The organism is Nocardioides jejuensis, from assembly GCF_004337475.1.
Lineage (GTDB): Bacteria > Actinomycetota > Actinomycetes > Propionibacteriales > Nocardioidaceae > Nocardioides > Nocardioides jejuensis.
In genome coordinates this window covers 173,799-186,214 of record NZ_SJZJ01000001.1, presented here as the reverse complement: position 1 = coordinate 186,214, position 12,416 = coordinate 173,799, and the positions used below count along the sequence as shown (strand labels likewise).

The following is a 12,416-nucleotide window of genomic DNA, read 5'->3' as shown; positions in this document are numbered from 1 at the left end:
CACGTTGCCGTCTGCTGACCGACACCCGAGACTGAAGCCATGAGCAATCTCAGCAGGGCCGAGATCCGCAAGGACCAGGTCCAGGACTCCATCGAGGCCGCGACCCACGCGGCCGGCCAGGTCTCCAACATCGTGATCACAGCGGTCGGCGACGTGGTCAAGGCGGTCGGCGGTTTCGCCACGGATCTCTTCGAGATCCGCGAGGCGGCCCGCAAGGCCCGCACCGACATGGGCGTCGACAACGACGACGACTGATCCACCCAGCAACAACAGCGGCCCCGCACCAACTGGTGCGGGGCCGCTGTGCGTGTCAGGGGGAGTGGTCACTCGTCGTCAGGGTCGTCGAGGCGCGCGAGCCAGGTCGCGAAGCGCTCCACTGCGGTCTCGAACTCGGGGAAGGTGTCGACGAACGCCTGGAGCTGGTCGCCCAGCCACTCCAGGGTGACCTCTTCGTCGCCCCGACGCTTCTGGAGTTCCTCGATGCCGCGGTCGGTGAAGTACATGGCCCCATTCTGGCAGGTGGCGAGTCCCGGAAATGGCGAAGGCCCCCGGCGCGATGCCGGGGGCCTTCGTCGTACGTCGATCAGGAGAAGGCGCGCGCCAGGAGCTCGGCGTTCTCGACCTGGTGGCGCTTGGCCGTGCCGACCGCGGTGGTCGACGACGCCGGGCGAGTGACCGCCTGGACGGGCCGACCGAGCTCCGGGACGATGTTCAGCGCGAACGTCGGCCACGGGCCCTGGTTGAACGGCTCGTCCTGCACCCACTTGACCGTGGCGTTGGGGTACTTCGCCAGCTCGGCCGCGATCTCGGCGGTCGGCCACGGGTATAGCTGCTCGACGCGGACGATGGCGACGTCCTCGCGGGCCTGCTTCTGGCGCTCGACCACGAGGTCCCAGGTGAGGCGGCCGGAGACCAGCAGCACCGTGGTGACCTTGGCGGCGTCGACGCTGTCGTCGCCGATGACCGGGCGGAACTCGCCGGAGGTGAAGTCGGACGGCAGCGACGCGGCTTCCTTGCGCTTCAGCATCGACTTCGGCGTGAAGATGATGAGCGGCTTGTGCTCACCGCCGAGCGAGTGCTTGCGGAGCAGGTGGAAGTGCGACGCGGGCGTCGACGGCTGGGCGACGACCATGGCCTCGTCCGCGCAGAGCGTCAGGAAGCGCTCGATGCGGGCGGAGGAGTGGTCGGCACCCTGACCCTCGTAGCCGTGGGGGAGAAGCATGACCACGCCGGAGTCCTGGCCCCACTTGGTCTTGCCCGAGGAGATGTACTCGTCGATGACCGACTGGGCGCCGTTGACGAAGTCACCGAACTGCGCCTCCCACAGGACGAGGGCGTCCGGGCGGGCGACGGAGTAGCCGTACTCGAAGCCGAGGGCGGCGTACTCGGAGAGCAGCGAGTCGTAGACGAAGAACTTCGCCTGGTCCTCGGTGAGGTTGGACAGCGGCGTCCACTCGTCGGCGTTCGTCCGGTCGATGATCGTCGCGAAGCGCTGCACGAAGGTGCCACGACGCGAGTCCTGACCGGCCAGGCGGACCGGGCGGCCCTCCATGAGCAGCGAGCCGAAGGCGAGGATCTCGCCGGTGCCCCAGTCGATCGGGCCGTCGGTGATCGAGGCGGCGCGACGCTGCAGCTGCGGCATCACCTTCGGGTGGACGGTGAAGCCCTCCGGCGGGGTGATGTAGGCGTCGGAGATCCGCTTGAGCACCTCGGCCGAGACGGCCGTGGTGCCGCCACCGAGCTTCTCCGGGTAGTCCGGGACGGTCGTCCACTGGTCCGGCTTGGCGTCGGCCTCGCGGACCTCGGTGAAGACCCGCTCCAGCAGCGCCTGGTAGTTGCGCAGGACCTCCTCGGCCTCCTCGATCGTGATGTCGCCACGACCGATGAGGGACTCGGTGTAGAGCTTGCGCACGGAGCGCTTCTGCTCGATGAGGTCGTACATGAGCGGCTGGGTGTACGACGGGTCGTCACCCTCGTTGTGACCGCGGCGGCGGTAGCAGACGAGGTCGATGACGACGTCCTTGTTGAACGCCTGGCGGTACTCGAAGGCGAGGCGGGCGACGCGGATGCACGCCTCCGGGTCGTCGCCGTTGACGTGGAAGATCGGCGCCTGGACCATGCGGGCCACGTCGGTGCAGTAGAGCGTCGAGCGCGACGAGCCGGGGGAGGTGGTGAAGCCGACCTGGTTGTTGATGACCAGGTGGACCGAACCGCCGGTGCGGTAGCCACGGAGCTGCGACAGGTTGAGCGTCTCGGCGACAACACCCTGGCCGGCGAACGCGGCGTCACCGTGGACCAGCAGGGGGAGGACCGGGAACTCGTTGCCGCGGTTCAGCACGTCCTGCTTGGCGCGGGCGATACCGGTCACGACCGGGTCGACCGTCTCGAGGTGCGACGGGTTGGCCGCGACCGAGACCTTGATCTTGTCGCCGGAGCCGGCGACGAACTCGCCCTCGGCACCGAGGTGGTACTTCACGTCGCCCGAGCCCTGGACCGTGCGCGGGTCGATGTTGCCCTCGAACTCGCGGAAGATCTGGTTGTAGGACTTGCCGACGATGTTGGCCAGCACGTTGAGGCGACCACGGTGGGCCATGCCGATGCAGACCTCGTCGAGGCCGGCCTGGGCGGCAGCCTCGGCGATCTCGTCGATGACCGCGACAGCGGTCTCGCCGCCCTCGAGGGAGAAGCGCTTCTGGCCGACGAACTTCGTCTGCAGGAAGGTCTCGAACGCCTCGGCCTGGTTGAGCTTCTCCAGGATCCGGAGCTGCTCCTCGCGGGTCTCCTTGTCGTACGGCTTCTCGACGCGCTCCTGGATCCAGCGACGCTGCTCCGGGTCGATGATGTGCATGTACTCGACGCCGGTGGTGCGGCAGTACGAGTCGCGCAGGATGCCGAGGATCTGGCGCAGCTGCATGAAGCGACGACCCTCGCCACCGAACGAGCCGGTCGCGAACTCGCGGTCGAGGTCCCACAGGGTCAGGCCGTGCGACTCGATCTCGAGGTCGGGGTGGCTGCGCTGCTTGTACTCGAGCGGGTCCGTGTCGGCCATCAGGTGACCGCGCACGCGGTAGGCGTGGATCAGCTCGAGGATGCGGGCCTGCTTGGAGATCTCGTCGTCGTGCGAGTGCGAGATGTCGTTGGCCCAGCGGATCGGCTGGTAGGGGATGCGCAGCGAGCGGAAGATCTCGTCGTAGAAGCCGTCCTCGCCGAGGAGCAGCTGGTGCACCTTGCGCAGGAACTCGCCCGACTGGGCACCCTGGATGACGCGGTGGTCGTACGTCGAGGTCATCGTCATGATGCGCGAGACCGCGTTGCGGTTGACCGTCTCGGGCGAGGCGCCCTGGAACTCCGGCGGCAGCTCCATCGAGCCGACGCCGACGATGGCGGCCTGGCCCTGCATGAGGCGCGGGACGGAGTTGTTGGTGCCGATGCCGCCGACGTTCGTCAGGGACACGGTGGTGCCCTGGTAGTCGTCCATGCCCAGCTTGTTGTTCTTGGCCTTCTTGACGATCTCCTCGTACGCCGTCCAGAACTGCGCGAAGTCCATGGACTCGCAGCCCTTGATCGACGGGGCGACCAGCTGGCGCGTGCCGTCAGGCTTCTGCTGGTCGATCGCCAGACCGAGGTTGATGTGCGCGGGGGTGACCATCGTCGGCTTGCCGTCGACCACGGCGTACGTGTTGTTGTACTCCGGGTTGGCCTTGATCGCCTTGATGATCGCGTAGCCGATGAGGTGGGTGAAGGAGACCTTGCCACCGCGGGCGCGCTTGAGGTGGTTGTTGATGACGGTGCGGTTGTCCCAGAGCAGCTTGACCGGGATGTTGCGCACGGACGTCGCGGTCGGGACCGCGAGCGAGATGTCCATGTTCTTGGCCGTGGCCAGCGGGATGCCCTTGAGCTGCTGGAACGACGGCTCGTCGTTCGCCGCGGCGGGCGCAGCCGGCTTCGGGTCGCGCGGGGCCGGGTTGGACGTGCCCTTCGCGGGCTCGACGGCCTTGGTGTTGTCCGGACGCGGCTTGGCGACCGGGATGGGCGCGGTCACCGGCGCGGCAGCAGCCGGAGCGGCGGCGACCGGGGCAGCAGCCACGGGCGCGGCGGCCGGGGCGGCAACGGCCGAACCGTTGCGCGCGGCGAAGTAGGCGGTCCACTCAGGTCCGACGCTCGACGGGTCCTTCTTGTACTGCTCGAACATCTCGTCGACGAGCCATTCGTTGGCTCCGAAGTCGGAGAGCGGGTTGTTCTGTTCGGCCACGGCTAGTTTCGCCTCTTCCGGTGCGGCTCATACGGGTAACGACAACGTTGGCAAGGCTAGACCCACATGGGTCGAAATGTGGTGGGTGGGGCACCCGTTTCGGACACCGGATGACGAGGCCCACATGCCTCACGCCCTCACGCCTCTCCGGCGCCTCTCGATCGCGGTGCTGAATCCCTTTGCCACACGGGTGAAACGTGGCCCGACGCGGGCCGGCCGGTAGCCTGCGTCGGTGACCAGTGCCCTGACGACGACACCCGCCACGGGGCGTCGTTCCCGCCTCCGCGGGCTCGACGGGCTCCGGTTCCTGGCCGCCGCGGTCGTGGTCGGCTACCACTACACCGGCATCGACACCGGCTACTGGGACCAGCCGCCGTCGACGGTCTTCCCGACGCTGAACAACGTGACCCGCTACGGGTTCCTCGGCGTCGAGCTGTTCTTCGTCATCTCCGGCTTCGTCATCCTGATGACCGCCTGGGGCCGTTCGCTGCCGGGCTTTGTCGCCTCCCGCGTGGCGCGCCTCTACCCGGCGTACTGGGTGGCGGTGCTGGTCACCGTGGGGCTGCAGGTCGTGTGGACCGGTGGTCGCCAGCTCGGCTGGTTCGACGACCTGACCAACCTCACGATGGCCCAGGAAGGCTTCGGCATCGCCTCGGTCCAGGGCGCCTTCTGGACCCTCTGGGTCGAGCTGAAGTTCTACCTGCTCGCAGCGCTCCTGCTGCTGGTCGGTTTCACGCCACGGAGGATCGTCGCCTTCGCCGTGCTGTGGCCGCTCGTCGGTGAGGTCTTCCGCCTCGCGCAGTGGTCGTTCCTCGAGGATCTCTTCATCGTCGAGTACGCGCCGTACTTCGGTGTCGGGATGCTGCTCTTCCTGATCCACCGCGAAGGTGGCACTGCCCTGCGGTGGGCCGCCATGGTCGTCACCGGCCTCCTCTGCGTCGAGCAGACCGTCCGTCACGCCCCGATCGGGACCCGGGTCGTCGGCGTCGAGATCTCACCCGTGGTCTGTGCGGTCGTGGTCGTCGCGATGATCGCCTCGGTCTGGCTGGTCGCCGACGGGCCGCTGCGGCACGTCGACTGGCGCTGGCTCTCCGTCGTCGGTGCCCTGACCTACCCGCTCTACCTCGTGCACGGGCAGTTCGGGTTCGCCGTCATCGACACCCTGCACGGACATCTCAGCCCGTACGCCGTGCTGGCGGTCGCCGTCGCGCTCGCTCTCACCCTCGCGGTGGCACTGCACTACCTCGTCGAACGCCGCTGGCACGACCGGCTGCGCGACGGCGTCCTGCGGCTGCTGCGCGGCTGACGCGACGTACGAAAAAGGCCCGTATCGACGTCGATACGGGCCTTTTCTCTGTGCCCTCGGCAGGATTCGAACCTGCGGCACCCGGTACCGGAAACCGGTGCTCTATCCCCTGAGCTACGAAGGCATGCACTGTGACCAGCGCGATAACAGACAGTACCGGCTGATATCGGTGCGGAGGAAACCGACCCCCACGGATACGCTTCGCCGGTGACTCCTGAGCAGCTCTCCGCCACGATCGTCGACGTCCTGCAGGCCCTCGTGGCCGACGGCGCCCTTGCCCTGCCCGAGGGTGCTCCCGCGACCGTGGCGGTCGAGCGCCCGCGCCAGAAGGAGCACGGCGACTACGCCACCAACGTGGCCCTGCAGCTCGCGAAGAAGGCCGGCACCAACCCGCGCGCCCTCGCCGAGCTGATCAAGGCGGGCCTCGAGGCCTCCGACGGCATCAAGCAGGTCGACATCGCCGGCCCGGGCTTCCTCAACATCCACGTCGAGGCGGGTGCCCAGGGCGAGGTCGCCGCGGCGATCGTCGCGGCCGGTGCTGCGTACGGTCGTCTCGACGCACTCGCGGGGCAGAAGATCAACGTCGAGTTCATCTCCGCCAACCCGACGGGACCGCTGCACCTCGGGCACACGCGCTGGGCCGTGCTCGGCGACGCGATCGGCCGCGTCCTGTCGGCAGCCGGTGCCGAGGTGACGCGCGAGTTCTACATCAACGACCGCGGCGTCCAGATGAACAACTTCGCGAAGTCGATCATCGCCTCCGCCCTCGGGCTGGAGAAGCCCGAGGACGGCTACGCCGGTGACTACATCGACGACCTGGCCAAGGCTGTCGAGGCCGAGCAGCCCGGCATCTTCGCCATCGCCGACGAGGCTGAGCGCCTCACCGCGGTCCGCGCGGTGGGCTACGCCCTGCAGCTCAAGGAGCAGCAGGACCAGCTCGACTCCTTCAACACCCACTTCGACGTGTGGTTCAGCGAGCTCTCGCTCCACGAGGAGGGGCAGGAGTCCGGCGGCGTGCCCAACACGCTGGCGAAGCTGAAGGAGCTGGGCCACGTCTTCGAGGACGGCGGCGCCCTCTGGATGCGCACGACCGACTTCGGCGACGACAAGGACCGTGTCCTCATCAAGAGCGACGGCGAGCTGACCTACTTCGCCTCGGACACGGCGTACTACCTCAACAAGCGGGCGCGCGGCTTCGACCACTGCATCTACCTGCTCGGCGCCGACCACCACGGCTACGTCGGGCGCCTCAAGGCGATGGCGGCCTGCGTCGGCGACGACCCCGAGCAGACGCTGAACGTGCTGATCGGCCAGCTCGTGAAGATCCTGCGCGACGGCCAGGAGCTCAAGCTCTCCAAGCGCGCCGGCACGATCGTCACGCTCAACGAGCTCGCCGAGGAGATCGGCGTCGACGCGCTGCGCTACTCGCTCGCGCGCTACCCGGCCGACAGCCCGCTCGTGCTCGACGTCGCGGAGATCACGAAGGCCTCCAACGACAACCCCGTCTACTACGTGCAGTACGCCCACGCGCGCACCTGCCGCATGATCGCGAACGCCGGGGACCTGGGCATGTCACTCGCCGCCGCGCTGGCGGACTTCGACCCGGCGCTGCTCTCGCACGAGCGGGACGGCGACCTGCTGCGCGCCCTCGCTGCGTACCCGGGCGTCGTCGCGAGCGCCGCCGACCTGCGCGAGCCGCACCGCATCGCGCGCTACCTCGAGGACACTGCCTCGACCTTCAACAAGTGGTACGACACCAAGGAGTGCCGCATGCTCCCGCAGGGCGACGAGCCGGTCAGCGCGGCCAACAACGCGCGTCTCGTGCTCGTGCACGCCATGCAGACGGTGCTGCGCAACGGCCTCGACCTGCTGGGCGTCTCGGCCCCGGAGCGTATGTGATGGCGGGCCGGGTCCCGCCGGGCGACTTCGCCGGCACCTCGCCGGTCTGGCTCCGCCAGCCCGAGGACGTCAACGCGCTCATCCCGGTGCTGTGGTCGAAGACCGCGCGCAAGGACGACTCCGGTGTGCTGCAAATCGGCGGGATCGCGATTCCGGACCTCGTCGCCGACGTCAACACCCCGGCGTACGTGCTGGACGAGGAGGACTTCCGCTCGCGGGCGCGTGCCTTCCGTGACGGCTTCGCCGGCTACGACGTCTACTACGCCGGCAAGGCGTTCCTCTCGGTCGCGGTGGCGAAGTGGGTCGCGGAGGAGGGGCTCTGCCTCGACGTCTGCTCCAACGGCGAGCTCTCGGTGGCACTGCGTGCGGGCGTCGACCCGAAGCGGATCGGCTACCACGGCAACAACAAGACCCCGATGGAGCTGCGTCGCGCGGTCGTGGCCGGAGTGGGCCGGATCATCGTCGACTCGTACGCCGAGATCGAGCGTCTCGCGGCCATCGTCGCCGAGCTCGGTGTGGTCCAGGGCGTGATGGTCCGGGTGACCGCCGGTGTGGAGGCGCACACCCACGAGTTCATCGCGACGGCTCACGAGGACCAGAAGTTCGGCTTCTCGATCTCGTCGGGTGACGGGTTCGCGGCTGCCCAGGCGGTCATCGAGGCTCCGGGCCTCGACCTTCGTGGCCTGCACAGCCACATCGGTTCGCAGATCTTCGACACCTCCGGCTGGGAGGTGGCCGCGCGTCGTGTCCTCGGACTCCACGCGGAGATCGGGCGCGAGCTCGGCCACGTCATGCCCGAGATGGACCTCGGTGGCGGGTTCGGCATCGCCTACACGACCCAGGACGACCCGGCCGATCCCGCGGATCTGGCCCGTCAGATCACGGACATCGTCGCGCGTGAGTGCGCCGCGCTGCAGTTCCCGGTGCCGCACCTGTCGATCGAGCCGGGCCGCGCGATCGTGGGGTCGTCGATGTGCACGGTCTACACGGTCGGCACCGTCAAGCAGGTCACCCTGGACGGCGGCGCCACGCGCACCTACGTCTCGGTCGACGGCGGCATGAGCGACAACATCCGCCCGGCCCTCTACGACGCCGACTACTCCTGCACGCTGGTCTCGCGCGCCTCGTCGGCCGAGCCCACCCTGGCCCGCGTCGTCGGCAAGCACTGCGAGTCGGGCGACATCGTGGTCAAGCACGAGTTCCTGCCCGGTGACATCGCTCCCGGTGACCTCGTCGCCGTTCCCGGCACGGGTGCCTACGGCCGTTCGATGGCGTCCAACTACAACCACGCCCTGCGTCCGCCGGTCGTGGCGGTGCGCGACGGCGAGGCACGCGTGATCGTGCGTCGCGAGACCGAGGACGACCTGCTCGCGACCGATCTCGGCTAGCGTCGCGGGGGCCGGGGGAGCGGCGTACGACGGATAGGCTTCGCGGTGTGAACAGTCCGCTCAAGGTTGCCGTCCTCGGCTGTGGCTCCGTCGGTTCGCAGGTGGTCCGCCTGCTCCAGGAGCAGTCCGACGACCTCGCGGCGCGCATCGGCGCGCCGATCGAGCTCGCCGGTGTGGCCGTCCGTCGCCTCGACGCCCCGCGCGAGGTCGAGCTCCCCGACGAGCTCCTGACGACGGACGCGATCGGACTGGTCACGCGTGGCGACATCGACCTCGTCGTCGAGGTGATCGGCGGCATCGAGCCGGCCCGCTCGCTGATCCTGGCTGCGCTTGAGAACGGCGCCTCGGTGGTCACCGCCAACAAGGCGCTGCTCGCGGAGGACGGCCCGACCCTCTACGAGGCGGCCGACAAGGCTGGCCGCGACCTCTACTTCGAGGCGGCGGTCGCGGGCGCGATCCCGATCCTCCGTCCGCTGCGCGAGTCGCTCGCCGGTGACAAGGTCACCCGCGTGCTCGGCATCGTCAACGGCACCACGAACTTCATCCTCGACAAGATGGACACCTCGGGGGCCGGCTTCGCCGATGCGCTCTCCGAGGCGCAGGACCTGGGCTACGCCGAGGCGGACCCGACCGCCGATGTCGAGGGCTTCGATGCTGCGGCGAAGGCCGCGATCCTCGCGTCACTGGCCTTCCACACCCGCGTGACCGCTGCCGATGTGTACCGCGAGGGCATCTCCGAGGTCACCGCCGCCGACGTCGCGTCCGCGCGCGACATGGGTTCGGTCGTCAAGCTGCTCGCGATCTGCGAGCTGCGCGACGGCGCCGTCTCGGCCCGCGTCCACCCGGCGATGATCCCCGCGTCGCACCCGCTGGCCTCCGTCCGCGGCGCCTACAACGCGGTCTTCGTCGAGTCCGAGGCCGCCGGCCAGCTGATGTTCTACGGCCCGGGCGCCGGTGGTTCGCCGACCGCGTCCGCTGTCCTCGGTGACCTCGTCACCGTTGCCCGCAACAAGCTCGCGGGCACCCGCGGCGCCGGCGAGTCGGCGTACGCCGCCCGGGAGCTGCTGCCGATGGGCGAGACCGTGACCAGCTACCACGTGCAGCTTGACGTCGACGACCGCGCGGGCGTGCTCGCTGCGGTCGCCAACGCGTTCGCTGACCAGGGTGTGTCGATCCAGACCGTGCGTCAGGAGGGTCGCGGCGCCGACGCCCAGCTCGTGGTCGTCTCGCACCCCGCTACCGACGCTGCGCTCGCGGCGACCGTCGACCACCTGCGCAACATGGACATCGTGCGCGACGTCACCTCGGTGATGCGCGTGGAAGGAGCCGAGTGATGGCCCACCAGTGGAAGGGCGTGATCGAGGAGTACCGCGAGCTCCTCGACATCCCGCAGGACACCCCGGCCGTCACCCTCCGCGAGGGCGGGACGCCGCTGGTCCACTCCGACTGGCTCTCCGGGCTGACCGGTGGCGACGTCTGGCTCAAGGTCGAGGGCAACAACCCGACCGGATCGTTCAAGGACCGCGGCATGACCGTGGCCCTCTCGGTCGCCGTGCACCAGGGCGCCCAGGCCGTTGTCTGCGCCTCGACGGGCAACACCTCGGCCGCCATGGCCGCGTACGCCGCCAAGGCCGGTGTCACTCCGATCGTCCTCGTGCCCGAGGGCAAGATCTCCGCCGGCAAGATGGCCCAGGCAGTGCTCCACGGCTCGCTGGTGATCCAGGTCCGCGGCAACTTCGACGACTGCCTGCGCATGGCGCGCGAGATGGCGGAGAAGTACCCCGTCGCGCTGGTCAACTCGGTCAACCCGCACCGACTCGAGGGCCAGAAGACCGCTGCCTTCGAGATCGTCGACTTCCTCGGCGACGCGCCTGACTTCCACCTGCTGCCGGTCGGCAACGCCGGCAACATCTCGGCGTACTGGCTCGGCTACACGCAGTACTTCGACTCCGGTCGCTCGACGAAGAAGCCCGTCATGCGCGGCTTCCAGGCTGCCGGTGCCGCTCCGCTGGTGCACGGTGCGCCGGTCGACGAGCCCGAGACGCTGGCGACCGCTATCCGCATCGGCAACCCGGCCTCCTGGGACCTCGCGATGAACGCTGCCAAGGAGTCCGAGGGCCGCTTTGCCGCGCGCACCGACGAGCAGATCCTGGCCGCCCAGCGCGCCCTGGCCGCCAACGACGGCGTCTTCGTCGAGCCGGCCTCTGCGGCCGGTGTCGCCGGTCTGCTCGGTGAGCTCGAGGCGGGGGAGACGTACGCCGGCAAGACCGTCGTCATCACCGTGACCGGTCACGGCCTCAAGGACACCATCACCGCCCTCGCCGGCTTCGGTGAGGTCGTGGAGACCGTCGTGGACGCCGACGTCGACGCTGCTGCGTCGGCCGCCGGTCTGGCCTGACACTCCGATGGCTCTCGTCAGCGGCACCGTCCGGGTCAGCGTCCCGGCGACCTCGGCCAACCTCGGCCCCGGCTTCGACGCGCTCGGTCTCGCGCTGACGATGCGCGACCGGCTCTCCGCCTCGGTGCTGCCGGCCGGGCTGGTCATCGAGGTCACCGGTGTCGGCGCCGACTCGGTGCCGCGCGATTCCTCGCACCTGGTCGTGCGCTGCATCAACCGGGCGCTCGCCGAGCTCGGCGAGGAGCCGGTCGGCCTGCCCGACTCGGCCGTCGGCCTCAAGCTGACCTGCGACAACGTCATCCCGCACGCGCGCGGCCTCGGCTCGTCGTCCGCCGCGATCGTGGCCGGCCTCGCGCTGGGCCGCGGCCTCGTCGTCGGTGGCGACATGCTGATGACCGACGACGAGCTCTTCTCGCTCGCGGCCGAGATCGAGGGCCATCCCGACAACGTCGCCCCCGCGGCGTACGGCGGCTTCGTGATCGCCGGCCACGAGGGTGAGACCTTCTACGCCGCCGAGTCGCCGGTCGACCCGTCGATCTCCGTGGTCGTCTTCGTGCCGTCGACGCCGGTCGAGACCAAGGTGGCCCGGGGGCTGCTGCCCGCCACCGTCCCGCACGCGGAGGCCGCCGCCAACGCGGGTCGTGCCGCGCTGCTCGTCGCCGCGCTCGCCGGTCAGCCGTCGCTGCTGCTGTGGGCGACCCGCGACTGGCTGCACCAGGACTACCGCGAGCCGGCCATGCCGGAGTCGCTCGCCCTCGTGCGCGCGCTGCGTGCCGACGGACTTGCCGCGATCGTCTCGGGCGCGGGCCCGACGGTGCTGGCCTTCGCCGCCTCGAAGGCGGACCGCCAGGCCCTCGTCTCCCGTACGCCGGAGGGCTGGGTCTCCTACCCGCTCGACGTCGACCACAACGGTGTCGTCGTCTCCTGACCCTGGTCACTTCGGCCCGAGCGGGATCGCGACGAGCCGCCGGAAGTGGATCTTCTGGTCGAAGCGTCCGCTGAGGCACCAGCGGCAGAAGTAGTCGGGATCGTCGTCCTTGAACGTGCCGTCGGTGTCGTAGGTCGGGTAGGTCAACGTGACCTTGAAGTCGGTGATCGCGCGGCACCGGCGCCGACAGGAACGGGGCGCTGCAGGGTGGTGACCCACAGGCCGGGAAATGGGAGTGGCCTGTG

The 12,416-nt window shown here is 69.4% G+C and carries 10 protein-coding genes and 1 tRNA gene; 7 read left to right on the top strand and 4 right to left on the bottom strand.

Annotated elements, in window-relative coordinates; translation table 11 throughout:
- Positions 1-39: 39 nt before the first annotated feature.
- Positions 40-255, top strand: a complete 216-nt coding sequence (locus EPD65_RS00880; RefSeq protein ID WP_131581018.1) for a hypothetical protein — start codon at positions 40-42, stop codon at positions 253-255.
- Between the two features lie 68 nt (positions 256-323).
- Here the strand turns inward: EPD65_RS00880 and EPD65_RS00875 are convergent, their stop codons facing one another.
- Together EPD65_RS00875 and EPD65_RS00870 are read right to left on the bottom strand one after the other, a co-directional pair.
- On the bottom strand, positions 324-503 hold the full coding sequence (locus EPD65_RS00875) for a DUF6104 family protein (protein ID WP_131581016.1): 180 nt from the start codon (positions 501-503) through the stop codon (positions 324-326).
- Between the two features lie 80 nt (positions 504-583).
- The gene (locus EPD65_RS00870; RefSeq protein ID WP_131581014.1) at positions 584-4,252 is read right to left on the bottom strand and encodes a multifunctional oxoglutarate decarboxylase/oxoglutarate dehydrogenase thiamine pyrophosphate-binding subunit/dihydrolipoyllysine-residue succinyltransferase subunit; all 3,669 of its coding nucleotides are present in this window, start codon (positions 4,250-4,252) and stop codon (positions 584-586) included.
- Between the two features lie 232 nt (positions 4,253-4,484).
- On the opposite strand from EPD65_RS00870, the gene EPD65_RS00865 reads away from it, so the two are divergent.
- Positions 4,485-5,558, top strand: a complete 1,074-nt coding sequence (locus EPD65_RS00865) for an acyltransferase family protein (RefSeq protein WP_131581012.1) — start codon at positions 4,485-4,487, stop codon at positions 5,556-5,558.
- A gap of 51 nt (positions 5,559-5,609) precedes the next feature.
- Here EPD65_RS00865 and EPD65_RS00860 read toward each other — a convergent pair.
- A tRNA-Arg gene (locus EPD65_RS00860) sits at positions 5,610-5,682 on the bottom strand.
- 83 nt (positions 5,683-5,765) lie between these two features.
- On the opposite strand from EPD65_RS00860, the gene argS reads away from it, so the two are divergent.
- The 5 genes from argS to thrB are packed head-to-tail and all read left to right on the top strand — an operon-like array spanning position 5,766 to position 12,171.
- Positions 5,766-7,457, top strand: coding sequence for an arginine--tRNA ligase (gene argS / locus EPD65_RS00855; RefSeq protein ID WP_131581010.1), 1,692 nt, complete (start codon positions 5,766-5,768; stop codon positions 7,455-7,457).
- Positions 7,457-8,845, top strand: coding sequence for a diaminopimelate decarboxylase (gene lysA / locus EPD65_RS00850; protein WP_131581008.1), 1,389 nt, complete (start codon positions 7,457-7,459; stop codon positions 8,843-8,845). Before argS ends, lysA begins: the two co-directional genes overlap by 1 nt.
- 47 nt (positions 8,846-8,892) lie before the next feature.
- Entirely contained in the window at positions 8,893-10,179 is a 1,287-nt protein-coding gene (locus tag EPD65_RS00845; RefSeq protein ID WP_131581006.1) for a homoserine dehydrogenase, read from the top strand.
- Entirely contained in the window at positions 10,179-11,243 is a 1,065-nt protein-coding gene (thrC, locus tag EPD65_RS00840) for a threonine synthase (RefSeq protein ID WP_131581004.1), read from the top strand. Before EPD65_RS00845 ends, thrC begins: the two co-directional genes overlap by 1 nt.
- Positions 11,244-11,250: 7 nt before the next feature.
- Positions 11,251-12,171 (top strand): homoserine kinase, encoded by a 921-nt coding sequence (gene thrB, locus EPD65_RS00835; protein WP_131581002.1) that lies wholly within the window; start codon positions 11,251-11,253, stop codon positions 12,169-12,171.
- Between the two features lie 6 nt (positions 12,172-12,177).
- Here thrB and EPD65_RS16120 read toward each other — a convergent pair whose 3' ends face one another.
- Positions 12,178-12,318, bottom strand: a complete 141-nt coding sequence (locus tag EPD65_RS16120) for a hypothetical protein (RefSeq protein ID WP_165872833.1) — start codon at positions 12,316-12,318, stop codon at positions 12,178-12,180.
- Positions 12,319-12,416: the final 98 nt, after the last annotated feature.

Excerpts from the sequence above, each read along its gene's own strand:
- thrC (WP_131581004.1), top strand. The coding sequence starts at position 10,179 with ATGGCCCACCAGTGGAAGGGCGTGATCGAGGAGTACCGCGAGCTCCTC.
- thrB (WP_131581002.1), top strand. The coding sequence starts at position 11,251 with ATGGCTCTCGTCAGCGGCACCGTCCGGGTCAGCGTCCCGGCGACCTCG.
- lysA (WP_131581008.1), top strand. The coding sequence starts at position 7,457 with ATGGCGGGCCGGGTCCCGCCGGGCGACTTCGCCGGCACCTCGCCGGTC.
- EPD65_RS00875 (WP_131581016.1), bottom strand. The coding sequence starts at position 503 with ATGTACTTCACCGACCGCGGCATCGAGGAACTCCAGAAGCGTCGGGGC.
- EPD65_RS00880 (WP_131581018.1), top strand. The coding sequence starts at position 40 with ATGAGCAATCTCAGCAGGGCCGAGATCCGCAAGGACCAGGTCCAGGAC.